A 25,479-nucleotide genomic window follows, 5' to 3' on the forward strand; every position below is an offset into this window, starting at 1 on the left:
GGAGGCGGTTCAAAGAATTTTCCGGCGCAGCTCACGCCTGGTCAGGAGGGTGCGGTGGCTGGGTGGTTGCTTCGGTGGCTGGTCGGGGTCGCCGTGGGCAGGGCTGTACTTACCGCTTCGCGCAGCCGCGGTCCGGGGCTGAGCAGGCTGAGGGGTCGTCCTAGCCGCCACGGCTTGCCGGGGCTGCAGCCTGCCGAGGCCCGCAGGCCAGACCGCTGCGGCATGGACCCGTTTGGTTGCCACGCGCCCGCGCCGGCCAGGGGGTCCTGCCGCAGCCGGACTGCCCATGGCCGTTACTCCGAAGCGCCGCCCGGCCGCGGCTCGCCGAGGGCGCGGTCGACCAGCGTCGCCGCAGCGCCGGTGTACGCGGACGGGTCGAGGAGAGCGTCCAGCGCCGCCGGCGTGAGGACCTCGGTGATCGCGGGCAGCTCGTCCAGCACCTCCCGCAACGGCCGGTCTTCCCGCACCGCCCGCTGGGACGCCTCCCCGAGCAGCTCCTTGGCCTTCGCCTTGCCGAGCAACGGCGCGAGCACGGCCGAGAGCCGCTCGGACACGATCAGCCCGTGCGTCGACGCCACGTTCGCCTTCATCCGCCCGGGCTGCGCGGTGAGCCCGCGCGCCAGCTCGGCAGCTGTGTGGGCGGCGCCGCCGGTCAGCCGGAGGCATTCGCGGATCAGCTGCCACTCGGCGTGCCAGACCCCGGCCGAACGCTCGTCTTCGGTCAGCATCGACTGCGTGACGCCCGCGGCCAGCACCGGCATCTGCAGCGCGGCCGAACGGATCAGCGTCGCGAGCACCGGGTTCCGCTTGTGCGGCATCGCCGTCGAGCCGCCCCGTCCCTCGGCGGCCGGCTCGACGACCTCGCCGACCTCGGTCCGGGTGAGCGTCGCGACGTCGACGGCCAGCTTTCCCAGCGCGCCCGCGGTGAAAGCGAGCGCGTTCGCGAGGTCCACGACGGGCGTCCGCAGCGAGTGCCACGGCAGCACCGGCGCGGTCAGGCCGGTCTCCTCGGCGAACGCGGCGGTCAGGCGTTCCGCGTAGTCGTCGAGGGCACCGCGACCACCGCCGGAGTGTCCGGCCACCGAGGACGCATCGGCGAGATCCTGGCCCCCGCCCCCGCCCCCGCCCCCGCCCCCGCCCCCGCCCCCGCCCTCCCGCTCGCCGGCACCCTCCTGCCCGCTCGCGCCGGTCTGCCCGGTGCGCCCCGCTGCCTGGGCGTCGTCGGCCAGGCGTGCGTACTCGAGGTACGCCGCCAGCGTTCCGGCCGCGCCGCCCAGCGAGACCGGCAGCCCGCCGTCCAGCACGCGCCGGACCCGGACGGCCGCGTCCAGCACCAGCTGCCGCCAGCCCGCGGCCTTGAGCCCGAACGTCGTCGGCACCGCGTGCGCCGTCAGCGTCCGGCCGGGCATCGTCGTGTCCCGGTGCTCGCGCGCCAGCTCGGCCAGCGCCTCGGCCGTCGCGTCGAGGTCGGCGGCGAGTGGCCGCAGCGTCCGGTCCGCGACCAGCATCATCGCCGTGTCGAAGATGTCCTGGCTGGTCGAACCGCGGTGCACGTACTCGGCAGCCTCTGGCGCGATCGCGCCGACAGCCGACGTCAGCGCCTTGACCAGCCCGACGACCGGGTTCGCCGTCGCCCGCGACCCACGCGCCAGCTCGACGACGTCGATCCGCACGCTGCTCGCGGCCTCGGTGATCGCGTCCGCGGCTTCGGCCGGTACCGTCCCCAGCCGCGCCTGCGCTCTGGCGAGCGCCGCCTCGGCGTCGAGCATGGCGCGCAACCAGGCCTCGTCGCCGGTCGACGCTTCGGCCGGCGTACCGGCCCGGACCGGGGACAGGAGTCCGGAATCGGGGTCGACGGTCATGGCGTCAGCATCGCACGCGGCCCGCCTCGGCTGCGTTCCCTCAGCCGGGTCTGGCAGGCTCACCCGCCATGAGTTGCGCCACGTCCGATCGGGACACCGCCGGCCCCGAGGCCCGGAGCCTCGCCGCCGAGCGCCTCACCTTCTTCTCGGACGCCGTCGTCGCCATCGCGATCACCCTGCTCGCGCTCGAGCTGCCGCTGCCGGAGGGCGCCACCAACGCCGAACTGCTGCGCTCACTCGGGCATCATCAATCCGAATACATCTCCTTCCTGATCAGCTTCGTCGTCATCGCCGTGCACTGGCGCGCCCACCACCGCCTGTTCCACTACGTCACCACCGTGCGCGGCGGGCTCCTACAGCTCACCTTCGGCTGGCTGCTGACGATGGTGCTCATGCCCTTCGCCACGAAGGTGATCGCCGATGACGGCGGGTTCGAGTTCCGCTTCGTCCTGTACGCACTCGTGCAGGTCGTCGCATTGGCCCTGTACCTCGTGATGACCAGGCAGATCCAGCGGCACGACCTCCACCGCGCGGACACCCCGCCGGAGCTCTTCGGCGAGTTCTACCGCGGCCTCGGCACGATGATCGCTGCCTTCGCCGTCTCGATCCCGGTCGCTTTCGTCACGCACTGGGCCTACGCGTGCTGGCTCGTCATTCCGTTCGTGGGCAACCTCCTCTTCCGGCTTCGCCGACCGGCGGCGCGAGCCTGAGCCGTCACTCGCCGGTGGCGCCGTCGATCCGTTCACGGACCAGGTCGGCCTGGCCGATGTGGCGCGCGTACTCGCCGATCATCCGCAGCATCAGCCAGCGCAGCGTGAACGGTTCGCCGGTACTTATCCGCGTTCCCGTCTGCTCCAGCGAGCTCGCCGAGACGATCTCCCGGGAACGCGCGCATTCGCTGTGCCACAACGAAAACGCCTCGCCGACGTCACCGTCCAGCGCGGTGAAGTCCTGTTCCGGGTCGTCGTCGGAGTAGTACAGGTTCGGAACGTCCTCGCCCGCGAACTGGATCCGGAACCACCAGCGTTCGACGCCGGTGAGGTGCCGCAGCAGGCCGTGCAGCGTCAACGTCGACGGCGGTACCGAGCGCTCGGACAGCCGGGCCGGGTCCAGGCCTTCGCATTTCAGCTCGAAGGTGCGCCGGAAGTAGTCGAGGCTCTCGGTCAGCGCTTGGCGCTCGTCCGCGACCGGCGTCGGGTCGATCCGGGTGCCGGTCAGGCGGCTCGGGGCGGCCACCGGGGTGGTGTGTTCGGTCATGTGCGGAGCGTGCCACAGGGGTCCGACAATTTCGGTTCGCGAGGGCGGCCGGTGACCGGGCAACGGTGCGAAACCCCAGTTCAGACACGGTTTTGCGAAGCCGGTAACGAAAGCCGGGGTGCGGCGATCTGATCTTCGTCAGCTGCTGCGATCACCCGTCCCCACCTGGTTGGAGCGGCACCCCCTCGTCCGGAATCAGGAGATCACGACCATGGAGCGAACCGGTCGAAGAACCGCCGTGCTGGCCGCGCTGACCGCAGCGGCCCTCTTCGCGGCCCCCGCCGTCGCGTCCGCCGCGCCCGCGCCCAGCACGATCGCCGTCAGCGACACGTCGCTGCACGCCGGCGACACGTTCACGGTCACCGAGCAGCTGTACAACCCGACGGACTTCACCGTTACCGGCGCGAAGGCGGCGGTCTACGCCAAGGAAAAGTCGATCACCGAGCTGGTGGACCTGGTCTCCTGCGCCGGAACGCTCGGCTGCGACCAGTACCTCAGCAGCTACCGCGGCGGCGTCGGAGACCTCGGCGCGGGCGAGAGCCGCACCGTGACCTTCACCCTCCGCGTGAAGCAAGACGTCGCCGGCGGCCAGTTCACGCTGCAGCACCAGTTCGCCGGCGACAACTACGCGTTCGCCGTCGAAGACGGCCCCGCCATCACGATCACGGCGGCCCCCAAGGCCGACGTCAAGGTCGCGCTGACCGCCACCTCGCGCGTCGGCCTGGTCGCCCGCGTCGACTACGTGATCACGGTGTCGAACAGCGGCCCGGCCACCGCGACCGGAGTCCGCGTGACGGCCAACGCCGGCTCGGGCCGCTCGGTCACGTCGGCGACCGGCTGCACCCGCTCGGGCGCGAACGTGAGCTGCGCGATCGGCACCCTGGCGCCGGGCGCCTCGGCCACGGCGAAGTTCACGTCGGAAGGCGGCGTCTTCGCATGGGGCGCGTTCACGGCGACGGCCCAGCGGGCGGCCAGCGCTCCGGCCGACCCGGTCGCGGCGAACGACACGGCGTCGAAGAAGTGCACGGCCTACACCGGGCTGTTCGTGACCTGCTGACGACTGTCTGTCCACATCAGAGCAAGTACGGCGCCGAGCGTGCTCGGCGCCGTACTGCGTCCGCGGTCTCCCCGATGGTCTGGTCCGTGGTGTCGATGACGTTCTTCTCGAGTTCGCCGAGGCCGGCGAACGCCCCGTGCATCCCGGTGATGGGCTCGACCTCGGTGAGTTCCCGGCCTTCACGCGCGGTCCCGCGAGCGAGGGTGACCTCGAGACTCGGCCGCAGCACGACGTAGAAGAGGTCCAGACCGTCCCGCTTCGCGGCGTCGCGGAAGGGCTGTAGTGCCCAGGGCCCGATGACGCCGTCGTTCTGCCGCGCGGCCTCGGGCAGGTACGGCGGCACGAACCCGGTCCGGATCCAGACGTAGAAGCTGTCGGTGTGCAGGTGCGCGGTCGGCCGAGGCGCGCGTTCGGTGACCAGCTGCGCGACGGTGGACTTCCCGGCACCGGGCGGCCCCGGTGAGGATCAGCAGCGAACCCGGCATGCAGGCATCATGCGGGCCGGGGTCCACCGAGAACCAGTCTTGACCTTCACGGCGGCCTCAGCCGGACCCGGTGTGCAGGTGGGTGACAGGGCCCTGGCTAAACTTGGGGCGCGGGCCGTTAGCTCAATTGGTAGAGCTGCGGACTTTTAATCCGTAGGTTCTGGGTTCGAGCCCCAGGCGGCCCACTTAAAAGCCCAGGTCAGCGGCCTGGTGGTCGAGATCGGCTCCAGCGTCGCCCGGGAGCCCTCAGCAGGGTCGGGGCGGCCGAGCGCGGTCCTGAACCGAGGCGTGACCACTGGCCGGTTCGACCACCACCACAGCCCGCCCAAGCGGCGGGCACGCACGTGGAATCCCACCCCGACCTTCGCGGGTCATGCGGGTGCACAGCGAAATTCGCGATCACCATCCACCCCATCCAGATTCCGATTTCGTACAGTTTTTCCGGCAATTCACCGGAACGCGTCGTAACCAAAGCTGTCGTCAACACGATGAGACACAGAGACTGTTGCGATCCGCTTCACCGACCAGGATGCGACGGGGGCATCATGGACGAAAGGACACCGCGCTACCGAACGTTCGCCGATCTCACCCGCGATCAACAGGACGACCTGCTCGCCGAGGTCTACGCACGCGGTGCTTCGCTCGCCGAACTGGCTCGTCTGAGCGGTCTCAGCTACTCCTGGCTGCGTCGGCGGCTGCTCAACGCGGGGGTCGAGCTGCGGTCACGGCCGGCGCCGCGGGAATCTCCGGTACCGGCGGAAATTCTCGTCGAAGAGTACCGGGCCGGGGCGAGCATCCTCACCTTGGCCGAGAAACACGGGCTGTACTACAAGCGTGTCCGGGAACTGTTGCTGCGCGAAGGTGTCGAGCTGCGACCGTCGACCCGCGCCAAGTCTGAAGACGGCTGAAATGTGCACCGGGTCACAAAACGGACGGTATTGAATTTCGCCGTTTCGATACTGTGCGCAAAGTCGGCGTGCACGTGCACGCGCGTTCGAGTGGAAAAGCAGGTGAACCGCCGTCGAGTGCACGGTCTGGCGGTAGAACGGAGAGTTCGAGACCTACGGGGAGATCTCGGATGGACGACACACAGGGGCGGACGCCGCCGGTTCAGATCCCGGCTCCGGTGGAGGGCTTCGTCAGCCGGGAGGCCGTGCTGGACCTGCTGGATCGGACGTGGCGGCGCCGGGTGGACCGGCCGCCCATCGTGGTGCTGAGCGGCATCGGCGGGGTCGGCAAGACGACAGTCGCCGTCCGCTGGCTGAGTGATCGCCGCGACCGGTTTCCCGGTGGCCTCCTCTACGCCCGCCTGTCCGAACCCGGCGGTGACCCGGTGCCCATCAGCGAGATCCTGTTCGGCTTTCTCGTCGCGATCGGCGTCCCCGCGGACACGATTCCGCCGCAATCCGGACAGCGTTCGGCCGTCTTCCGGGCGGCCGTCGAGGGCCGGTTCGTCGGCATCCTGCTCGATGACGCCGTCTCCGCCGGGCAGGTGCGTGCGCTGCTGCCCGCGACCGCGTCGGCGATGGTCGTGGTGACGAGCCGGCGGCAGCTCGGCGGTCTCGCGATGGACGGCGCGGAACTGCTCGACCTCGCTCCGCTGACTCCTGACGCCTCACGCCGGTTGCTCGGCGAGGCGGCCGGACCCGAGCGGGTCGCCGCGGAGCCGGACGCGGCCGGGACGATCGTCGAGATCTGCGGTGGCCTGCCGCTCGCACTCGGGATCATCGGCGCCCGGTTGCGTGCGCGTCCGTTGCGGAGCCTGGCCAGGGAAGCGAGCGCCTATGCGCGTCACCTCGGCGCGGGCTCCGCCGCACCCGACGACGTGCGTGAGGTGCAGGCGGTCTTCGACACGTCGTACGCCGCACTGCCCGACGGAGCCGCCCGGGTGTACCGCGCCTGCGGCTTGCATCCCGGCCCGGACGTTTCGCTCGACGCGCTCGCCGACGTTCTCGGCGAGCCCTCCGCCCACGTCGAAGACGCCGTCGACACGCTCGTGTCGGCGAACCTCCTCGCCGACGCCGCGAATGACCGCGTGGCCCAGCACGACCTGCTGCGCCGCGATGCGCGCCTGCGTGCCGAGCGGGAACTCGAATCCGCCGACCAGGCCGCCGTGGTCCGCGGGTTCACCCGGTGGTACCTCGCTCGCGCCCAAGCCGCGGACGATCTGATCCACCCACAGCGTCCCCGGCTCGGCGTCACCCCACCCGGCAGGCACCGAAAAGCGTTCCCGGACCGCGCCGCCGCGGTGGCGTGGTGGCGGCGTGACCTCCGGTCGATCCACGCGGTGGTCACCGAGGCCGACCGGCGGCACTGGGACGAAGAACTTTGGCAGTTCTGCGAAGCGTCGTGGGGTTTCTTCCTGCACCACCGTGACTACGAGCCTTGGGTGGCGATGCACACCGCCGGGGTGGCCGCGGCCCAGCGGTGCGGCGTCCCGCTGGTGGAGGCGAGACTGCGTTCGCAGCTCGGTTTCGCGTACGCGAAATTGCGCCGGTTCGACGAAGCCGTCACGCAGAATTCGATCGCGTTGCGCCTCGGCGAGCAGCAGGCGCACGGCCCCACCCGGGCGACAGCCCTCTCCCAGCTCGGGCGCGCCGCCCGCGGCCAGGGCGACTTCTTCGCCGCGCTCGGCTACTACCGGCGGGCCGCCCAGCTGCAGGAGGACCTCGGCATCCCCCGTGGAGTCGCGTTGTGCCGGCGCCGGTGCGGCGAGGTCTTGGCGAAGCTCGGCCACGACGAGGAGGCGATCACCGAGCTGACCGCGGCGGCGAAGGCCATGGCCGAGCTGGGGGATCCGATCCAGCACGTCAGAGCCGCCACGGCCGCCGCAAGGCTGCGTTCGAGGCAAGGCCGGCACGACGAAGCCCGGCTGGTCCTCGTGGACGCGTTACGGGTCGTGCGTGATCTCGACTCTCCTTACTACACGGCCGAAGTACTGGCGGTCCTCGGGCAGGTCGAGCTGGAAGCCGGACACGGCGACGACGGCCGCCGCCACCGCGCCGAGGCGCGCGAGCTCTACGCCCGCCTCGGAGACCCACGCGACGGCGAAATCGCCGAACCCGCCGCGGCCCCGGATGACCCAGGCGCAGCCGCCGGGAAACGCGACGATCGCGGCCCCGGCTCCGGCAGCTGACGACAACGCCCGTGACGCCGCCAGGCCCGCCGCCGCGCCATCCCCGGCGTCCCGGCACAGCACCAGGTCGCCGGCCTCCCACCAGCCGCGCGGCGCGCCTTCCGCGACGACCAGCACGTCGGCGTCGCGGCCCGGCCCGGAAAGACGCACCTGCCAGACGCCGGGCGCCCGCTGCTGCACGACCGTGAGCGTGCTCCGGCCGGTCACGCGATGTCCCGAAGCGGGTTCGGTGACGGCAAGAACCGGGCGCCCGCCGCACCGTCCGGCTCGGGCAACGCGAGGAGTTCGTACATCGCGCGCCGGAGGACGGCCGCGGCCTGTCCGGGCCGGGACGTGATCGCCGCCCGTACCATCCGGGCGAGACGGTCACTCGCTCGCGAAGCGGTTTCCTCCTGCGCCGCCAAGTCCACGTCGTACCGCAGTGCAGGAGCGTTGCGACGCACCAGGTCCGCGACGCTGCCGGGGCGGATCGCCGAGCCGCCGTCCGCCGCGACGGTGACCGGGCGGCCGAGTGCCGCCGCGTAGGCGGTGGTCGAGCCGTAGTCGCCGATCACCCAGTCGGAGGCCACCATGGTCGCCTGCCAGCCCTGGTCGGGCGGGATGAGCAGCAGGCCTTCGCGAAGGCAGTCGGCGAACCACGCGGTGACCTGGCGCCGTCCGTGGACGGTCCAGACGTTCGGGTGCAGCACGGCCGCGACGGCGTAGCGGCCGGCCGGCAACGCGGTCCGCAACGCGTGGCAGAGCCGCGGAAGCCGGCCGAACACCGAGTCGGCCGACCAGGTCGAGCTCACGGTGACCAACCGGTGCCCGGGCTTGAGGCCCAGCCGGTGCCGGTAGGTCTCCCGCAACGCGACGCTCTCCAGCATCTCGTCCAGGCAGATGTCCCCGACCACCAGCGCGCGCGGCAGCGCCTCGGGACAGGTCCGCCGCAGCGCGACGACTTCCGCGTCCGTCGCCAGCCCGAGGACGGCCGGCAGGATCCGCCCGCGGTGGGTGAGCAGTTCCCGGTCGAGCCCGGTCGCCGGGAGCGTCGCCGCGCCGGCCTTGCGGCTGAACCGCCGTGACTTGACCGTCCCCGCCCCGTGCGCGAGCAGCAGGATCGGGCCGTGTAATTCGTCGAGGTGCCGGTGGCTGGCGGCGAGCACCAGGTCGAAGCGGTGGTGCACGGCCTGGTGCCAGGGCAGTACCAGGCCGTGCTGGGCCCGGACGAAGTCCTCGACGCCGTGCCAGCCGTCGCCGGTGTGCGGCACGGTGAACACCGTCTGCACGCGGTGATCCGCCTCCAACAGCGGCAGCACGTCGAGCAACCGGGTGCCCGCGGTCATGGTGGGCACGACCACCACCGCGTTCCGGCATCCGGATCTGGTGACCCGCCGATCGGCGTCCAGGCCGATCGGTCCACGAATCCACTTGTCCATGTTCGCGCACCCTCCCGTATTCGTCGCGACCATGCGGCCAGCGTGCAACGGCCGTTCGACAAGGCGCTTGCGCACGTTGGACAAAAAACTGACAACCGATCGACAGGTCGTTTCCGGTGCTCGTCGTTACCCGGTTGTCATAGCGTTTCCGCTCGGTGGATGCAAAACTCGTCAGGAGGAGCGGGCGACCGTGCCACCTCTGCGGGGGAGGGGACGCAGAATGGAGATCACGTTCGGAATTCTCGGGCAGACAACTATGCGTGTGCACGGGAATCTGAGCGTGCGGTGGACCCACCGGCGCGAACGCAACGTCGTCGCGGCGCTGCTGACCCAGCCGGGGCGGTGGATGTCGATCGACACCCTGGTGAACTGGGCCTGGAACGAAGAAGAAGTACGGCCGCGCGCACCGAGAGGCGCGCTCTACAAGTGCGTCGCCCGGATCCGTCAAGCGCTCGACCAAGCCGGGGCGTCCGCGAAGATCGTCGCGATCAGCGGCGGGTACCAGCTCGAAATCGATCCCGAATTGATCGATTTTCACGCATTTCGCGTGGCGATGCGGCGTGCTCACGCGTTGAGCGATCAGGACGAGCACCGGGAAGCGTGCGAGGCGGCACGCGCCGCGCTGGCGTTGTGGCGCGACGAACCGCTCGCCGGTATCACATCGGAACCGGCGCGGAATTGGCGGAAGTCCGTCACCGCGAATCACTGGATCCCGGCCAACACGTTCCTGCTTTCGGAATTGCTCACCGTCGGGCGGCCGGACGAGGCACTGCTCCTGCTCGACGAGTTGAGCCGCGAGTGCGCCAACGAACTCTGGTTCGCCAAGCTGCGTTTGCAGGCGCTGACCGCCGTCGGCCGTTACGCGGCACGCAACGAGTACTACCTCGACGTGTACCGGTACTTCCGCAAGAGCGGGGACGACCAAGCCGCCGAAGACCTCCGTGCGCTCCAGGACCACCTGCGTGCGCCGGAACCCCTTCCCGCGGACCCGCGCCCGGCGGAGCGGCCCTACGCGCCACCGGCGCCGCTGCGCGAACTGCCGCGCGACGTGGCCGGTTTCACCGGTCGCGCGGACATCCTCGCGGACCTCGACGCCGCGTTGACGCCGCCCGGCGAAGCCTTCGTTCCGACCGTCGTGGCGGTGACGGGCCCGCCGGGCGTCGGCAAGACCAGCACGGTCGTGCATTGGGCCAGTAAGGCGGCATCGCGCTTTCCCGGTGGGGTGATGCTGATCGACCTGCACGGAGTCGGCTCCGCGCCACGGGTCGAACCCGCCGACGTGGTCGGTGTGCTGCTGTCCGCGGTGAACTACCCCGTCGACCAGATCGTCGGCGCGGCCGGGCGGGCCGCGCGGTTGCGCAGTCTCCTGAGCGATCGGCCGATGCTGGTCGTCCTGGACAACGCCGAGGACACCGCGCACATCGAACCCCTGGTCGGCGTCCTGTCCGACTGCGCCGTGATCGTCACCGCGCGCCGGCGGCTCAAAGCCCTGGTCCGGCGCCACCAGTGCCCGACGCTCACCCTCGACCCGCTTTCCGGCGAGATGTCGGCCGAGTTGCTCCGCCGGCGGCTGGGTGACCGTTCGGTGCGGGAACCGGAGGCGATCGCGAGCCTCGCGGCGCTGTGCAACGGGCTGCCGCTGGCCTTGACCATCGTCGCCGAACGGGCCGCCAGCCGGGCGGGCAGCCGGTTGCAGACCATCGTCGAGCAGCTTCGTGACCCGGCCACGTTGCTGACGATCAGCGACGACGGCGACGGCGAAGAGACGAACCTGTACTTGGCGTTCTCCTGGTCCTACCACTGCCTCGAACCTTCCGCGCAGCAGGTTTTCCGGGTGTTCGGCCTGCATCCGGGGCCGGAGGCCGGCGTCGAGGTGCTGGCTTCGGCGGCCGGTGTGCCGGTGGCCGAGGGCCGGCGGGCACTGGACCTGCTCGTCGCGGCCCATCTCGTCCAGCAGCCGGGCGACGGTGACCGGTACCGCATCCACGACTTGTTCCACCACTTCGCCCGTGCGCTGAACACGCCGGGCACGCCGGTCGACGGGCCGCGCCGGCGGCTGGTCGCCTACTACCTGCACACCGCCCACAACGCACACCGGATCGTGCACCCGCGCGGCTCGGGACCGAAGATGCCGCCCGTCGAACCGGGGTGCCGGCCGGACCGGTTCACCGATCCATTGGCCGCGATGCGCTGGTGCCTGCGCGAGCGGGCGAACCTCACCGCGATGGTCCGCTACGCGGCCGACCACGGACTCCACGAGTTCGCCTGGCGGTTCCCGCACGTCACCGGGGGGATCCTGAACCGGTTCGGGTACTTCGACGACATCATCGCCGGCCTGACCGTCGCCGTCCGCTCCGCCGCCGCGTCGGGAAACGACCTCGCTCGCATGGCCTGCCTCAACGACCTCGGCTACATCCACCTGCTCGCCGGGCACGACGCGGTCGCGGACACCCACCTGCGGCAGGCTCTCGACCTCGCCACGGCGCGGGATGTCCCGCTCGCCGTGCTCACCGTGAAGCTCAACATGGCGCACCGGCACCGGCACGCGGGGCGGCTCGGTCAAGCCGCGGCGTTGTACGAAGAATGCGCGGCCGCCGCGCGCGAAATCGGAGACGAGGAGCGGCAGGCGAAAGCCGCGCACAATTTGGCCAAGACCCTGGCCGAGCTCGACCAGCCGCATCGCGCGCTCGAACAGCTGCGGCTGGCTCTGCTACTGCGGCGCGGAATGGACGACGCGCCGGCACTGGTCGAAACGCACACCGAACTCGTCGGCGTCCATACCCACCTCGGTCAGTTCGATGCGGCGCACGAGCACTGCCGTGAGGCGATTCCGCTGCTGGAAAAGGTGCGTGATCTGTCGGCGGTCATGCGGCTGCACACCGCACGGGCCGACCTGGCGCTCGCCGAAGGCCGCCTCGACGACGCCTGGCAGTTCGCCAGGGAAGCGGTGGTCTTCGCCGAGCGGTCGCACGCCGCTACCGGAGAAGCCCGGGCGCTGACCGCTCTTGGAGCGGTCCTGGCGCGGCGCGGTGAGCAGGGACCGGCGCGGATCGCCTGGGAGCGGGCCGCCGGGTTGTACCGTGACCGGGAACGCCACCGTCGCGCCGAGCGGGTCGAACGGCACCTGGCCGAGCTCGGGGTCGCACCCGACGTCCCGGACGCCCGGATGAGTGATGAGGACACGGTTTCCCTGCCTTCGCCGCCCCGGCCTCACTCTTCATAGCCCATTGAAGAGTTGACCACAGAACGTTCGTCCACTCTCACTATGTGTGTTTGCGGGCGGTCCACCTCTTCGAATGCTTTACGGACACAACTGTAGGTAACTGGACGTCGACAAAAGGCTTGCGCCTGGGCGTCTTCCTGCTCTAATGTCCGCCCTAACGCGTGGACGACACTCGGGATTTCTCTTTGAGTTGCGTCCCGATTTATTTTTGCTGCTTGGAGTTCGAAAGGAATTGGATGTTTTACTGGCTTTGGTTCTGGTGTTAGCGCGCTCGAGGCGCCCGGCCTGGCCGGGCGCCTCGAGGTTTCGGTTACGGTGACCGAAGCATCGACCCCAGGCCACAGGCGGTGAACATGGAAGCGACCCGGCGGCTCATCGTCCTCCGGCACGCCAAGTCGGACTGGTCGGACAACCTGCCCGACCACGAACGTCCGCTGGCTCCTCGCGGAATCCGGGACGCACCCAACCTCGGCCGTTGGCTCGGCGACAACGGCTACGTCCCCGATCACGTCGTCTGCTCCACCGCCCGCCGCACCAGGGAAACCTGGGCTCTGGTGAGCGAAGCGCTCCCGATGAAGCCGCCGGTCGAGTACGACGAAGACCTCTACGGTGCCGGTCCCGAGGAGTTCCTGGAAGCCGCGCGGTGGATCCCCGGCGACGTCACCACCCTCGCCCTCGTCGGGCACGAGCCCGGGGTCAGCGAACTGACGCTGCACCTCGCCGGCCACGGGGAGGACACCCGGCTGGTCCAGGCCAAGTTCCCCACCGGCGCCGCGGCCGTGCTCGTCACCGCCGACAGTTGGGCGGACCTCGCCGCCGCGCGACTCGACGCCTTCTTCCGGCCGCGGGACTGAACTCAGCAGGCATTGCTCAACTGATGTTCACATGCGTACCCTCCATTCACTCACAGGGTTGACGTTCATATTCGTGAATGGAGCGGACATGATCTTCCGCCACACCGTTGTGGCCGCGCTAGCCGCGGTCGGGCTCCTTGCCGGCTCTGTAGCCGCGCCCGCTGAGGCAGCGGAAGCGGCGAATGGCTGCACCGTCCCGGTCATCGGGCCGATCTGTGCGCCGCAAACCGCTGTTCTCGACGGCAGCCGGCTGCTGCGGACCAAGTTCGCCGCACTCGTCGGAGAGAAGACCTCCAAGACCGCCCTCGGCAACTTGCTCAAGCAGGCCAAGACCGACCTCACGACCGGCCCCTGGAGCGTCACCACCAAGAAGCAGGTCCCGCCCAGTGGGGACAAGCACGACTACCTCAGCCTCGCGCCCTACTGGTGGCCCACCACCGAACCGACCGCCGAGAACCCCTGGGGCTGCCCGTTCGTGCAGAAGGACGGCCAGCGCAACCCGATCGTCGACGAGATCACCGACCACGCCTACCGCGGCGACGCCTTCGCCGCGATCTACCGGCTCGCCCTCGCCTGGTACTACACCGGCGACAAGCGATACGCCCAGCGCGCGGCCCTGGACCTGCGCACGTGGTTCCTCGACGCGGCCACGAAGATGAACCCGAACATGAACTACGCGCAGGGCATCCCGTGCAAGGTGGACGGCCGCGGCATCGGCATCATCGAGTTCTCCTACACGTTGAGCCAGGTCGTCGACGCCACCGCGATCCTCGCCACCGGCGCACCCGGCTGGACGAAGACCGACCAGGCCGGCATGACCGGCTGGTACACGCAGTTCCTGGACTGGTTGCGCACCAGCAAGAACGGCACCGACGAGGCCAAGGCGCAGAACAACCACGGCAGCTTCTACGACATGCTGGCCGCCGCACTCGCCCTCGGTACCGGGCAGCGTGACCTGGCGAAGACCATCGCGCAGGACGCCGGGCCGAACCGCATCGCGCCGCAGATCAACGCCGACGGCTACCAGCCGGCGGAAGCGAGCCGGACGCGCAGCTGGCACTACTCCAACTTCAACCTCGTCGCGCTGACGCGGCTCGCGCAGATCGGCAAGCACGTCGGCGTCGACCTGTGGCACTACACCGCACCCAGCGGCGCGACGCTCTTCAAGGCCGTCGACTTCCTGATCCCGGGTGCGACGACGGGACAGTGGCCTTACCCCGAGCTGGACTTCCGGCAGTACGCCGCGCTGGACGTGCTGCACGCGGCGGCCGACGCGGGTGACAAAGCGGCGCGGACGGCGTTGCCGCGCGTGCCCGTCGAACCGGGTGGTGACCTCTACCCGGTCCGGCCCGCCGCGGAACAGCTCGACGACATTTCGACGTCCTGACGGCAAAGGGCCCGGCCGGAAACGGCCGGGCCCTTTCCCCAACGGATCAGACTCCCGCGACCTGGGAAATCCAGCTGCGATAACGCGTGATGTTCGTGTACGCCGTGTTGTTCGACCGGTCACTGGTCGACGCGACGCCGACCTGGCGGCCGGATGCGAACATCGGGCCGCCCGAGTCGCCGCCGGCGGTGATGCCGTGACGCGGTTCGCGCACACCGCGACGCCGCCGGTGTAGTCGCTGCAGCCGATCGAGTTCACTCGCACCGTCGCGACCTTCAGGTACCGCGACTGGCAGTTGATCTCGGAGCCGCATTGGCTGGTCGCGCCCCAGCCGTAGACCGAGACGTTCTGGCCGACCGCGACGTCACCGACACTGCCGAGCGGCGAGTAGGTGGCGCTCACCGAGGTCGTGAGCCGGACGATCGCCAGGTCGGCGCTGCCGTTGTAGCGGGTGATCGTCGACCCGGTGGCCATCGTCCCGCCGCTGGACTGGTCGAGGCTGCCGATGCGGAACGTGTACGTCCCGGAGCTGCTGACGCAGTGCTTCGCGGTCAGGATGTACTGCGGCGCGATGATCGTCGCGGTGCAGTTCTGCTGGCCGTTCACGAACAGCCGGGCCGCCCAAGGGCCGCTCGAGGCGGTGCTGCCACCGATGATCGACGGCTGGGCCTGCGGGGTGCTCTGGGCCGCCGCGGGACCGCCGAGGCCGACCACGGCCAGCGCGGTACTCGCGGCCAGCAGGACGAACTTGCCGAATTTCACGCTCACTCCTTTTCGTGCGGAGAACCCGCACGGGAAAGCCGGTGGGGACCGAACGAGAAGAGTGTCCGAGTTTCGGGGGAATGTCCGGAACCGACGAAAGTCCGGTCGCATCCGTATTTATTTCGCCGAATGGACTACGTGCAGTTCCCGTACTGTTCCGCGCTCAACCCACGGGTGGAGGCCACTTCAATCCGGAGCTTGAGGACGCCGGCGTCGCGCCGTCCTAGCGTTCCCCGAGGGGGAACCGGAGGGGGAGAGATGGCGGCGAAGTCCGAGCGGATCGCGTTGGGGACGGTGCTGGGGATCGCGGCGGTGCTGTGGGGGTGGGCGCTGGGCAACCGGCCGTTGCAGCCGTATTACGCCGCCGCGGTGCACTCGATGTCCCACGACGTCGCAGCGTTCTTCTTCGCGGGCTTCGACCCGGCGGGGGTCGTCACGGTCGACAAACCGCCGCTGGCGTTCTGGACCCAGACGCTCGGCGTGGCCGTGTTCGGCTTCCACACCTGGGCGATCGCGCTGGTCCAGGTCGTCGAAGGCGTCGCCGCCGTGTTCGTGCTGCACCGGGTGGTGCGCCGCTGGGCCGGCCCCCGGACCGCCCTGCTCGCCGCGGCGCTGTTCGCGCTGACGCCGATCACCGCGGCGATCAACCGCGACAACCTGCCGGACACCCTCCTGGTGCTCCTGCTGCTGCTCGCCGCCTACTGCGTGACCCGCGCGATCGAGGACGCGCGGTGGCTGGTGTGGGCCGGCGTGTTCGTCGGACTGGGCTTCCTGACGAAGATGCTCGCCGCCTGGATCGTGCTACCCGGCCTGGCGCTGGCGTACTTCATCGCGGCGCCCGGCTCGCGCGGCCGGCGTCTCGCCTGGGTCGGCTTGGCCAGCGGGGTGACGCTTGTCGTGTCGTTGGCCTGGCCCGTCGTCGTCACCCTGTGGCCGGGCGCGAAGCCGTTCGTCGGCAGCACCACGGACGGTTCGGTCTGGCAGCTGGCCTTCGGCTACAACGGCGTGACGCGGCTGGTCGGCGGGTCGACCGGGATCGGCGGCGGTTACGGCGCCACGGTCGGCGCGGCGCTCGGTGGCGGCGCGGGTCCGCTGCGGTTGTTCGACGCCGAGGTCGGCGGGCAGATCGCGTGGCTGCTGCCGCTCGCGCTGGTGTCCCTGGTCGTCGCCGCTTGTCGCGCTCGGGGGGCCGAGCCGCGCACGAAGGCGGGCTGGGCATTGTGGGGCGGCTGGCTCGTCGCCGGCGCCGCGGTCTTCTCGTTCACCGGCGGCATCTTCCACGCGTACTACACCGCCGAGCTCGCCCCGGCGATCGCGGCACTTTCCGCGGCCGGCCTGGCCACGGCTTGGCGGTGGCAGCGCTCGCCGGGACCGGCCCGCTTCGTGCTGCCGGGCGCGGTGACGGGGACGGCGCTGCTCGCGTACGTCCTCCTCGACCGGACGCCGGAGTGGCTGCCGTGGCTGCGGTACACCGTGCTCGCGCTGGCGGTGCTCGCCGTCGTCGCGGCGCTCCTGCGGGCTCCGCGCGCCGTGGTCGTCATCGGGCTGGCCGCCGTCGTGGCCGGTCCCGCCGCCTTCGTCGTCGACACCGCGGTGCGGCCGGTCAGCGTGCTGGAGACCGCCGATCCCGGTGCCGGGCCGCCGTCGACGGACGCGGTGCGCACCGTGGTCGGCATCAACACCGGCCAGGGCGCCGAGGCCGGGTACGTCCGGTTCATCGATGACGCGTACCGGCTCAGCCCGGGTCAGCGTGAGGTGCTCACGTATGCGCAGACCCAGGCGGCGGGGACCGTCCTCGCCGTCGAGGGCGGCACGTACGGCGCGGATCCGTTCCTGCTGAACACCGACGCGCGCGTGGCGCCGCTCGGTGGCTACATCGGCTTCGACCCGGCGCCGTCCGCGGCCGACCTGCCGCAGTGGGTGTCGGCCGGGAAACTGCGGTTCGTGCTGTTGCCGCAGGTGTTCCTCGAGATCGGCCGCGGCACGTCGAAGTCCGTGGTGGGGGACGCGGGCGAGCTGACCCGGCGCATCGGGTGGGAGGCGAAGCACTGCCGTCCGGTGCCGCCCGCGCGGATCGGCCCGGACGCCGCCGGTGCCGGGGTGCTGTTCGACTGCGGCGTCAGGCGGTGACCTTCGCGGGGGCGGTGCGGCGGAGCCAGTACAGGCCGATGACCGGCAGCACCAGCGGGATGAACAGGTAGCCCTCGCCGTAGACCGACCAGACGGTCGGGTGCCGGAACGCGGCCGCGTCGACCAGGCTCAGCGTGCCGATGGTCAGCACGCCCAGCAGCTCGATCGAGCAGGCCGTCAGTGCCACGCGCCACCAGCCGTCACCGCGGCGGGCCAGCGCGATCGTCGCGACGATGTACACGACCGCGGCGAACGCCGAGAGCAGGTAGGCGAGCGGTGCTTCGTGGAACTTCGTGCTGATCTGGACGCCGGCCCGCGACGTCGCGGCCAGCGCGAAGATCGCGTACACGGCGACGAGCACGCGTCCGGGGCCGGAGGCCGTCCTAGGCTGTTGCTCCACTCCACACCTCGTTCAGTCGCAGCACCATCACCGGGATGGCTATGCAGGCGATGCCGAGCACCGCCGTGCTCGACCGGCTCCGCTCGGCCAGTGCCCAGGCGGCGCCGACGGGCAGCACGACCAGGGAGCCGATCAGGTAGGCCAGGTAGGTCGCCAGGCTGCCCGGCCGGTAGCCGCCGGCGAGCAGCACGATCCCGATCACCAGCTGGACGACCAGCAGCACCTCGACGACCGCGATCCCGATCAGGAGCGGGTTGTCCGGCAGCCGGTTGCGGGCCGACTGGACGAAGCTCCAGAGCGCGACGAGCGTGGCCGCCGCAGCGACCGTCACGGCGAATCCGAAGATCACCCGTTCCTCCTTCCGGTCCGCCGGCCGCCAACGTACTCCGTAGTACCGGTGGGTCCGTCCGCCGAGGTGCCGCGGGCGTGGCGTGGACCACCCAGGCCGCTCCACAGTGGACTGGCTCGATCAACCAGGTGTGCTCCCACCGGGTGAATTGATCACGAGAAGGTCTTGATGGCATTCTGCCAATTCGGTGGTTTATTCCGTGTTATCCTGGTGTGGACCTGCGGGAATGGTGGAAAAGCTTCGTGTTACACCCCGACAGGGTGGTTGGCAATCGGCCAAGAATTACTGTGGGTTCGACTACCGACTGGTAAGTGCCCTTTTTGCCTACCTCGGATAGCCCAGTTGAACCCCCGGGTTGGCGGATAGGCGTGGGGCCGTCCGGCATGGGGGAATATTCCTCGTCCCCGGAGCCGAGGTGCCCGGGGGAACACACGGAGGGGTATCTTCGATGGACCTGCGCTACGAAGCATTTTGCTTCGCCGACCCGTTGTTCTACGACGAACAACAGGAAATCGGCGCGCCGGTCGACGATTTTGCCCAGGCGCTGCCGATGCCGGCCACCGGCTGGGTCACCGCCGACCGCGGGGTCTGGCGGGCGCTGAGCCCCGAAGGTCGTCAACTTCCCGGCCAGGGTTGGAAAATCCACGTTTCCGCTGGCCTGGACAATGCGCGGCGCGTGCTCGTGCAGGTGCACGAGTACTGTATCGAGCGCCGGATCGCCTACAAGCACCTCCGCTCGCTGATGATCCTGCTCGCCCGGAATTCGAAATACGCCCCCCGTGACGGCAGCGCCAAGCTCATCACCATTTACCCGGCTGACGAAGACGAGCTGGGGCGTGTTCTCGAAGATCTGGCGGTCCGGCTCGAAGGCGAGCACGGTGCCTATATCTTGAGCGACCTGAGATACGGCGCCGGACCACTCTACGTCCGTTACGGCGGATTCGCCGAACAGTGGGTCGAACACGACGGCAACCGCGTCCTGGCGATCCGCAAGCCGGATGGCCGGCTCGTGCCCGACAAGCGGGAACCGACGTTCTCCGTCCCCGACTGGGTGAAGATTCCGGCCTGTCTGCAGAGCAGCATCGCCGCGCGCAAGGCCGGCGACCCGAGCCAGTTCCCCTATCAGGTCACGAGCTCGCTGCACTTCTCCAACGGCGGCGGCGTCTACCTGGCCGACCCCAAAGCGGGCGGTGACCAGGTCGTGCTCAAGGAGGCCCGGCCCCACGCCGGCCTGGACCGCGCCCAGATCGACGCCGTCGCCCGGCTGCGCCGCGAGCACGAGGTGCTCGACGCGCTGGCCGGCATCCCCGGCGTGCCCCGTGCCTTCGAGCACTTCACCGTCTGGGAACACCACTACCTCGCCATGGAGTACATGCCCGGCACGTCGCTCGGCAACTGGCTGGCCCGCAACTACCCGCTGACCAGGCGTGACACGACCGAAGCCGACCTCACCGCCTACGCCGCCCGCGCCCTGGCCGTGCTCGCGAAGGTCGAGGAGACGATCGAGGAGATCCACGCTCGCGGTTTCGTCTTCGGGGACCTGCACGCGCTGAACATCCTGATCGACGAGGACGACGAGAGCCGGGTCTCGCTGATCGACTTCGAGATGGCGGCGACCATCGAGTCCGGCGAACGCCCCGCGCTCGGCGCGCCGGGTTTCCGCGCACCGGCCGACCGGACCGGCTTCGAGATCGACGAGCACGCCCTCGCGGCGCTGCGGCTGTGGATCTTCCTGCCGCTGTCCGCGTTGCTGGAGCTCGCGCCGGCGAAGCTGCGCGGCATCGCCGACTTCGTCGAGCGCCGGTTCGCCCTGCCCGAGGGCTACGCCGACTCCGCAGTCGCGGTGCTGGCTTCGCGTGAGAAGACCGCGGAGCCGGCACCGGTTCACACGGAACTCGACCAGGAGAAGCCGGACTGGCCGCTGGTCCGCAAGCAGATCGCCGAGGCGATCCTGGCCAGCGCGACTCCCGAGCGCCAGGACCGGCTGTTCCCGGGCGACATCGAGCAGTTCCGGGTCGGCGGCGCCTGTTTCGGTGTCGGTGCCGCGGGCGTGCTGCACGCCCTCGACGTCGCCGGCGCCGGCCGGTTCCCCGAGCACGAGCGCTGGCTGATCGACTCGGTCCGCCGTGACCCGCCGACCCGGCCCGGGTTCTACGACGGCACTTACGGCATCGCGTACGTGCTGGAGAACCTCGGCCACCACGACGAGGCGAGCCGGCTGCTGGCATCGTCGGCGCGCCTCGTCGAGCAGACCACCGACCACGCGCTCGAGGGCGGACTGGCCGGCATCGGACTGACGCAGCTGCACTTCGCCGCGGCCCGGCAGGACAACGAGTTCGGCCGGCAGGCACTCTCCACCGCCGTCCGGCTGGCCGAGGCGCTCGAAACCGCCGCGCCGCCCGGGAAGTTCGCCCGCGCGGGCCTGCTGTCCGGCTGGTCCGGTCCGGCGCTGCTGTTCATCCGGCTCTTCGAAAGCACCGGCGAGCCCGCGTGGCTGGCGTTCGCCGACCAGGCGTTGTGCCGTGACCTCGAAGAATGCGTGCTCGCCGACGACGCGTCACTGCAGGTCCGCGACGGTGCCACGCGCACCCTCCCGTACGCCGCCATCGGCAGCGCGGGAATCCTCGTGGTCGCCGAGCAGCTGGCCCGGCACCGCCCGGACGCTGTCGCCTGCGAAAGCCTGCCCGAGCTGCGTCAATCGTGCCGCGGCGAGTTCGTGATCCACCCCGGCCTGCTCTACGGCCGGCTCGGGCTCGCGGTCGCCCTCGGCATGGGCGCCGAACCCGACCAGCGCGTCCGCGACGCGATCGACCTGCACCTGGCCCGGCTGGCCTGGTACGCGGTCCCGTTCCGCGGCGGCCTCGCCTTCCCCGGCAACCAGCTGCTGCGGTTGTCGATGGACGTCAACACCGGCGGCGCGGGGATCCTCCTCGCGCTCGCCGCCCTCCTGGACGGCAAGGAGGTGCTGCCCTTCCTGGGCAGCACGCCGTCCCCACACACCTCCGGTCGCTGACGACCGGCGGGCACGAAAAACCGAGGAAAGGAACACCATGGAACTCGTTCTGGAGCTGCAGGCCCTGGAGACCCCCGAGGTGCTCAACGGTGGGCACGGCGGCGGGGGCGGCGCGCCGTCGAACCTGAGCCTGCTGGCCTCCTGCACCAACAGCACGATCTCGCTGCTGACCTGCCACTGACCTGGCAGTCCGCCGGCAAGTAGTGCCTAGGTGAACGGTGCGGGAGCGGCACAGGCCAAGTGCGCCGCTCCCGCACGTTCATTGTGGCCCCGGTACCGCCCCGGCGGTACCTCGTCCGAAGGAGTGAGATGCGCGGCTCCGCCGATCGGCTGCTGGTCCGGGTAGCCGGCCTCGACCGATCGCGACTCGCCGCCGTAATCGTCACCGCCCTGGTCGCCACCGCGGCGGGGCTGCTCCTTCCCGGCGCGCTCGCGGCCGCGGTCGACGCCGTGGTCGCGGGCCGCCCGAGCCGGCCCGAAGTCTCGTGGCTGTTGCTCGTCGGCGGCGCGGAGATCGCGGCCGACGTCGTCGGCGGGATCCTGACCACCCGCGTGACGGCGACCGCGTCCGCGTGGTTGCGCCGCACGCTCTCCGACAAGCTCTTCGCGCTCGGCGCCCGTTCACGCTTTGCCGAGGGCGACGCGATCAGCAGGCTCACCGGCGACTGCGTCGGTGCCGGCGGCATCGTGACGATCGTCGTCCAGTGCGGCTCGATGCTGGTCATCTCCTCCGGCGCAGTGGTGCTGCTCGCCCTGCTCGACTGGCGGCTGGCGCTCGTCTTCCTCGGCAGCATCCCGTTCGCGCTGCTGCTCGCTCGCAGTCACCTCAAGCACACCGCCGACGACGTCCTCGCCTACCAGCAGGTTTCCGGCGAACTCGCAGCCCGGATGGTCGACGCCGTCGCCGGCCTCCGCACGATCGCGGCGTCCGGCACAGCCGACCGCGAAGCCGAGCGCGTGCTGCGGCCCCTGCCGAAGCTGGGCATGGCCGGGCTCGGCATCTGGCGCACGCAGGCCCGCATGGTCTGGCGCGCCGGACTCCTGACACCAGCGGTCGAGCTGAGCGTGCTGGCCGCGGCCGGCTTCGGCGTGCTCGCCGGCCGGCTCAGCGTCGGCGACGTCGTCGCGACGCTCGGCTACGTGACCCTCGCGCTCGGCCTGGTCACCCAGATCCCGTTGCTCACCGCGCTGTCCCGGGCACGCGGCTGCGCCGAACGGCTCGTCGAGGTCCTCGACGAGCCCGAACCCGTGTCCGGCAAGCTCCCGCTCCTGCCCGGCGACGGCACCGTCGACCTCCGTCACATCGGCGTCACGGGCGCGCTGGCGGAAATCGACCTGCGCATCGACGGCGGCACCTACCTCGCGGTCGTCGGCCGGTCGGGCGCGGGCAAGTCCGCGCTGGCCGGCGTGCTCGGCGGCCTGATCACGCCTGACGAAGGCCAGGTCCTGCTCGACGGTCGTCCGCTCGAGCGCCTCCGTCGTGAGGAGCTGCGCGCGGTCGTCGGCTACGCCTTCGAACGGCCCGCGCTGCTCGGCGCCACGGTCGCTGACGCGGTCGGCTACGGCACGTGGGCCGGCGAGTCCGCCGTCCGCAACGCGTGCCGGACCGCGCAGGTCGACGAGGTCGTCGTCCGCCTGCCCGATGGCTACCGCACGCCTTTGGCCGAGACGCCGCTCTCGGGCGGCGAGGCCCAGCGGCTCGGTCTGGCCCGCGCGATCGTGCACAACCCGCGCGTCCTGATCTTCGACGACGCCACGGCCAGCCTCGACACGGTCACCGAGGCCGCGGTCGAGCGCGCCTTGGCCGGGGCGTTGCCTGGCCGTACCCGCGTCGTCGTGACCCATCGCGCGGGCACCGCCGCCCGCGCCGACCTGGTGGTCTGGCTCGAGGAGGGCCGGATCCGCGCGGTGGCCCCCCACGCCGCCCTCTGGCAGGAGCCGGGCTACCGGGGTGTCTTCACGGAGGACGACGAGTGAGCCTGCGCCGGTTGTACTGGTCCGCTCTCGCCGGGCAGTGGCGTGGCGGTGTGGTGTTGCTCGTCTGTTCGCTGCTCGAAGGCGTACCTGCTTTCTTCTCGGGACGGCTCGTCGAGCTGTCCGTGGATCGTGGCTTCTCGGTCGGCGACCCGGCGGCCGGCCTCGGCTGGCTGACGTTGTTCGGGCTCGCCGCCGTGCTCGGCGCGTTCGGCTCGCGGATGGTGTGGCACCAGCTCGGCAAGGTGGTCGAGCCGCTGCGCGACGCACTGGTGACCGCGGTCGTCCGTGGCGTGCTGCACGACGAGTCCCCGCCGCGCAACCAGCCGGACTCCAGCGGCGTCGCCCGGATCACCCAGCACGTCGAGGTGGTCCGCGACGCGACCGCCGGTCTGCTGGTGCAGGCCCGCGGCATGCTGGTGACGACGGCGTCCGCGCTCGCCGGCCTCGTGACGGTCGCCGGCGCGCTGGTGATTCCGGTCGCGGTGCCGGTGGTCGTCTCGTTGGTCGTCTTCGTCTGCCTCCTTCCTTCTCTCGCCCGTCGCCAGCGCGCGCTGGCCCTGGCCGACGAGCACACGGCCGCGACGGCGGGTGCATCGCTGGCCGGGATGCGCGACATCGTGGCCTGCGGTGCCGAGCCGATCGCCGCGCTCGCGATGTACGACGCGGTCGACGAGCAGGCGACGGCCGCGATCCGTGTGGCGCGGTCGAGTGCCCTCCGGGCCCTGGTGATCTCGCTCGGCGGGTTCGTCCCGTTGCTGCTCGCGCTGGCGTTGGCGCCGGGCCTGGTGGCACGTGGCGAACTGACCGCCGGTGCGGCGCTCGGCGCGCTGGTCTACCTGGCCACGACGATGCAACCGGCCCTGCGTGGCCTGGCGGCCACGGCCGGCACCGTCGTCCTGCGCCTGCTGGTCGCGCTCCGCAGGCTGGCGGAGACGGCCGAGCTACCCGTCGTGCCCGACGGCACGGCGACCCCGCGCGGCAGCGACGTCCAGGTCCGCGGCCTGACGTTCGGCTGGGGCGCGACGGCCGAGCCCGTGGTCCGTGGGCTGGACCTGGGCCTGCGACCGGGGGAGCACCTCGCCGTCGTCGGGCCGAGTGGCATCGGCAAGTCGACATTGGCCGGCTTGCTGACCGGGATGTTGACGCCGCAGGAAGGCCGCGTGCTGCTGGGCGGCGTCCCGGTCCGGGACGTGCCCGCGGCGCTCCGCCACGAGCTCGTGGCGCTGATCCCGCAGGAGGCGTACGTCTTCGCGGGAACAGTGCGGGACAACGTCGGCCTCTTCGCGTCGTCAGCTTCGGACGATGCGCTGTCGGCCGCCGTGGACGCGGTGGGCGCGGGCGCGCTGCTTCGACGCCTTGGCGGTCTAGACGCCGAAATCGGTCACGGCGGCGAAGGTATCTCCGCGGGCGAAGCGCAGTTGCTCGCGCTGGCCAGGGTGTATGCCAGCTCGGCTGAATTCGTGATCCTCGATGAAGCTACCTCCCATCTCGACCCGGTGTCGGAGGCCCGCGCGGAGCGGGCCTTCGCCGCGCGGGGTGGTGTCCTGGTGGTGATCGCGCACCGGCTTTCCTCGGCGTTGCGCGCGGATCGCGTCCTCGTCATGGACGGCCGCGAGACCGCACTGGGCCGCCACACCGACCTGTTGGCCAGGTCGGCGCGGTACGCCGAACTCATGCAGGCCTGGGCGACACCGGTGGCTGGGGAACCAGCCACCGGTGCCGAGCCGACCGCGGGTGCAGGCAGCCAACCGGCCGGTACCGGGGGCTTGCCGCCTGCGAGCAGTGGCGCGACCGTTGGCGGGGCGCCTGCCGGCAACGGGTGCGCGACCACTGCGAATCCGTCAGTGGGCACAGGGTCTGCGGTCGTCTCCGGGGCGCCTGCCGGCGACGGAGCCGCAGCTACTGCTGATCCATCTGTGGACGTGGGGACCGCCGCCGGCATGCCTGCGGGCAACGGAGCCACGAGCGGGCCGCCTTCTCACAACGGTGCCACCGGATCGACGCCTAGGCCGCCATCCGTGTCGCGAGCCGCTCGAGTGAGCTGACTGCCCGTCCACTGTGGACGTATCTCATCGGGCTTCCAGATTATCGCCATCGAGCGGTCGGGAAACCCCTCGTCGCGAATCTGTGGACAACTCGCCGATCTTTTCCACGCCTGTGGACAACTTG

18 protein-coding genes, 1 tRNA gene and 1 pseudogene are annotated in these 25,479 nt (G+C 70.8%); 13 read left to right on the forward strand and 7 right to left on the reverse strand.

All coding sequences use genetic code 11. The features are described from left to right. Window positions 1-293: 293 nt before the first annotated feature. Window positions 294-1,862 (reverse strand): lyase family protein, encoded by a 1,569-nt coding sequence (locus AB0M59_RS32155; RefSeq protein WP_364622722.1) that lies wholly within the window; start codon window positions 1,860-1,862, stop codon window positions 294-296. A 68-nt stretch (window positions 1,863-1,930) separates the two neighbouring features. On the opposite strand from AB0M59_RS32155, the gene AB0M59_RS32160 reads away from it, so the two are divergent. Next, window positions 1,931-2,572, forward strand: coding sequence for a TMEM175 family protein (locus AB0M59_RS32160; protein WP_364622724.1), 642 nt, complete (start codon window positions 1,931-1,933; stop codon window positions 2,570-2,572). Window positions 2,573-2,576: 4 nt separating this feature from the next. On the opposite strand, the gene AB0M59_RS32165 is transcribed toward AB0M59_RS32160, so the two are convergent. Then, a complete protein-coding gene (locus AB0M59_RS32165; RefSeq protein WP_364622726.1) occupies window positions 2,577-3,119 on the reverse strand; it encodes a DinB family protein in 543 nt (180 codons plus the stop codon). Between the two features lie 211 nt (window positions 3,120-3,330). Between AB0M59_RS32165 and AB0M59_RS32170 the strand changes: the two genes are divergently transcribed. Then, a complete protein-coding gene (locus AB0M59_RS32170; protein WP_364622729.1) occupies window positions 3,331-4,176 on the forward strand; it encodes a hypothetical protein in 846 nt (281 codons plus the stop codon). A 16-nt stretch (window positions 4,177-4,192) separates the two neighbouring features. Here AB0M59_RS32170 and AB0M59_RS32175 read toward each other — a convergent pair whose 3' ends face one another. Beyond that, complete coding sequence (locus tag AB0M59_RS32175; RefSeq protein WP_364622731.1) at window positions 4,193-4,519, reverse strand: hypothetical protein; 327 nt, start codon at window positions 4,517-4,519, stop codon at window positions 4,193-4,195. 254 nt (window positions 4,520-4,773) lie between these two features. Between AB0M59_RS32175 and AB0M59_RS32180 the strand changes: the two genes are divergently transcribed. From AB0M59_RS32180 to AB0M59_RS32190, 3 genes are all read left to right on the forward strand, one after another. Continuing rightward, window positions 4,774-4,846 (forward strand) — tRNA-Lys (locus AB0M59_RS32180). 360 nt (window positions 4,847-5,206) lie between these two features. Continuing rightward, window positions 5,207-5,569, forward strand: a complete 363-nt coding sequence (locus tag AB0M59_RS32185; protein ID WP_364622734.1) for a helix-turn-helix domain-containing protein — start codon at window positions 5,207-5,209, stop codon at window positions 5,567-5,569. A 170-nt stretch (window positions 5,570-5,739) separates the two neighbouring features. After that, window positions 5,740-7,797 carry a tetratricopeptide repeat protein gene (locus AB0M59_RS32190; RefSeq protein WP_364622737.1) on the forward strand — a complete coding sequence of 686 codons (2,058 nt, stop codon included), beginning with the start codon at window positions 5,740-5,742 and terminating at the stop codon, window positions 7,795-7,797. Between the two features lie 203 nt (window positions 7,798-8,000). Here AB0M59_RS32190 and AB0M59_RS32195 read toward each other — a convergent pair whose 3' ends face one another. After that, the gene (locus tag AB0M59_RS32195; RefSeq protein ID WP_364622740.1) at window positions 8,001-9,215 is read right to left on the reverse strand and encodes a hypothetical protein; all 1,215 of its coding nucleotides are present in this window, start codon (window positions 9,213-9,215) and stop codon (window positions 8,001-8,003) included. 280 nt (window positions 9,216-9,495) lie between these two features. Between AB0M59_RS32195 and AB0M59_RS32200 the strand changes: the two genes are divergently transcribed. The 3 genes from AB0M59_RS32200 to AB0M59_RS32210 all read left to right on the forward strand — a co-directional run bounded on the left by AB0M59_RS32200 (window position 9,496) and on the right by AB0M59_RS32210 (window position 14,679). Further along, window positions 9,496-12,438 (forward strand): BTAD domain-containing putative transcriptional regulator, encoded by a 2,943-nt coding sequence (locus AB0M59_RS32200; RefSeq protein ID WP_364622743.1) that lies wholly within the window; start codon window positions 9,496-9,498, stop codon window positions 12,436-12,438. A gap of 353 nt (window positions 12,439-12,791) precedes the next feature. Then, entirely contained in the window at window positions 12,792-13,292 is a 501-nt protein-coding gene (locus AB0M59_RS32205; RefSeq protein ID WP_364622746.1) for a histidine phosphatase family protein, read from the forward strand. 88 nt (window positions 13,293-13,380) lie between these two features. Next, window positions 13,381-14,679 carry an alginate lyase family protein gene (locus tag AB0M59_RS32210; protein WP_364622749.1) on the forward strand — a complete coding sequence of 433 codons (1,299 nt, stop codon included), beginning with the start codon at window positions 13,381-13,383 and terminating at the stop codon, window positions 14,677-14,679. 46 nt (window positions 14,680-14,725) lie between these two features. Here AB0M59_RS32210 and AB0M59_RS32215 read toward each other — a convergent pair. Next, window positions 14,726-15,441: pseudogene (locus AB0M59_RS32215) on the reverse strand (trypsin-like serine protease). A 258-nt stretch (window positions 15,442-15,699) separates the two neighbouring features. On the opposite strand from AB0M59_RS32215, the gene AB0M59_RS32220 reads away from it, so the two are divergent. After that, window positions 15,700-17,571 carry a glycosyltransferase family 39 protein gene (locus tag AB0M59_RS32220; RefSeq protein WP_364622751.1) on the forward strand — a complete coding sequence of 624 codons (1,872 nt, stop codon included), beginning with the start codon at window positions 15,700-15,702 and terminating at the stop codon, window positions 17,569-17,571. On the opposite strand, the gene AB0M59_RS32225 is transcribed toward AB0M59_RS32220, so the two are convergent. Next, window positions 17,561-17,932 (reverse strand): hypothetical protein, encoded by a 372-nt coding sequence (locus AB0M59_RS32225; protein WP_364622906.1) that lies wholly within the window; start codon window positions 17,930-17,932, stop codon window positions 17,561-17,563. The two genes, AB0M59_RS32220 and AB0M59_RS32225, sit on opposite strands and share 11 nt — an antisense overlap. A gap of 22 nt (window positions 17,933-17,954) precedes the next feature. After that, window positions 17,955-18,320, reverse strand: a complete 366-nt coding sequence (locus AB0M59_RS32230) for a hypothetical protein (protein ID WP_364622754.1) — start codon at window positions 18,318-18,320, stop codon at window positions 17,955-17,957. 448 nt (window positions 18,321-18,768) lie between these two features. Here AB0M59_RS32230 and lanKC point away from each other — a divergent pair, with 448 nt between their 5' ends. From lanKC to AB0M59_RS32250, 4 genes are all read left to right on the forward strand, one after another. After that, window positions 18,769-21,333: a class III lanthionine synthetase LanKC gene (gene lanKC, locus AB0M59_RS32235; RefSeq protein ID WP_364622757.1), complete on the forward strand. Its 2,565-nt coding sequence runs from the start codon at window positions 18,769-18,771 to the stop codon at window positions 21,331-21,333. Between the two features lie 37 nt (window positions 21,334-21,370). Continuing rightward, window positions 21,371-21,514 (forward strand): SapB/AmfS family lanthipeptide, encoded by a 144-nt coding sequence (locus AB0M59_RS32240; RefSeq protein ID WP_360664135.1) that lies wholly within the window; start codon window positions 21,371-21,373, stop codon window positions 21,512-21,514. A gap of 128 nt (window positions 21,515-21,642) precedes the next feature. Beyond that, complete coding sequence (locus AB0M59_RS32245; protein WP_364622760.1) at window positions 21,643-23,310, forward strand: ABC transporter ATP-binding protein; 1,668 nt, start codon at window positions 21,643-21,645, stop codon at window positions 23,308-23,310. Next, entirely contained in the window at window positions 23,307-25,355 is a 2,049-nt protein-coding gene (locus AB0M59_RS32250; RefSeq protein WP_364622763.1) for an ABC transporter ATP-binding protein, read from the forward strand. The genes AB0M59_RS32245 and AB0M59_RS32250 overlap by 4 nt, the downstream gene beginning before the upstream one ends. The last annotated feature ends 124 nt before the right edge of the window (window positions 25,356-25,479 follow it).

The organism is Amycolatopsis sp. NPDC051371 (assembly GCF_040682155.1).
Taxonomy (GTDB): Bacteria; Actinomycetota; Actinomycetes; order Mycobacteriales; family Pseudonocardiaceae; genus Amycolatopsis.

Excerpts from the sequence above, each read along its gene's own strand:
- AB0M59_RS32155 (WP_364622722.1), bottom strand. The coding sequence starts at position 1,862 with ATGACCGTCGACCCCGATTCCGGACTCCTGTCCCCGGTCCGGGCCGGT.
- AB0M59_RS32160 (WP_364622724.1), top strand. The coding sequence starts at position 1,931 with ATGAGTTGCGCCACGTCCGATCGGGACACCGCCGGCCCCGAGGCCCGG.
- AB0M59_RS32165 (WP_364622726.1), bottom strand. The coding sequence starts at position 3,119 with ATGACCGAACACACCACCCCGGTGGCCGCCCCGAGCCGCCTGACCGGC.
- AB0M59_RS32170 (WP_364622729.1), top strand. The coding sequence starts at position 3,331 with ATGGAGCGAACCGGTCGAAGAACCGCCGTGCTGGCCGCGCTGACCGCA.
- AB0M59_RS32185 (WP_364622734.1), top strand. The coding sequence starts at position 5,207 with ATGGACGAAAGGACACCGCGCTACCGAACGTTCGCCGATCTCACCCGC.
- AB0M59_RS32190 (WP_364622737.1), top strand. The coding sequence starts at position 5,740 with ATGGACGACACACAGGGGCGGACGCCGCCGGTTCAGATCCCGGCTCCG.
- AB0M59_RS32195 (WP_364622740.1), bottom strand. The coding sequence starts at position 9,215 with ATGGACAAGTGGATTCGTGGACCGATCGGCCTGGACGCCGATCGGCGG.
- AB0M59_RS32205 (WP_364622746.1), top strand. The coding sequence starts at position 12,792 with ATGGAAGCGACCCGGCGGCTCATCGTCCTCCGGCACGCCAAGTCGGAC.
- AB0M59_RS32210 (WP_364622749.1), top strand. The coding sequence starts at position 13,381 with ATGATCTTCCGCCACACCGTTGTGGCCGCGCTAGCCGCGGTCGGGCTC.
- AB0M59_RS32220 (WP_364622751.1), top strand. The coding sequence starts at position 15,700 with ATGGCGGCGAAGTCCGAGCGGATCGCGTTGGGGACGGTGCTGGGGATC.
- lanKC (WP_364622757.1), top strand. The coding sequence starts at position 18,769 with ATGGACCTGCGCTACGAAGCATTTTGCTTCGCCGACCCGTTGTTCTAC.
- AB0M59_RS32240 (WP_360664135.1), top strand. The coding sequence starts at position 21,371 with ATGGAACTCGTTCTGGAGCTGCAGGCCCTGGAGACCCCCGAGGTGCTC.
- AB0M59_RS32245 (WP_364622760.1), top strand. The coding sequence starts at position 21,643 with ATGCGCGGCTCCGCCGATCGGCTGCTGGTCCGGGTAGCCGGCCTCGAC.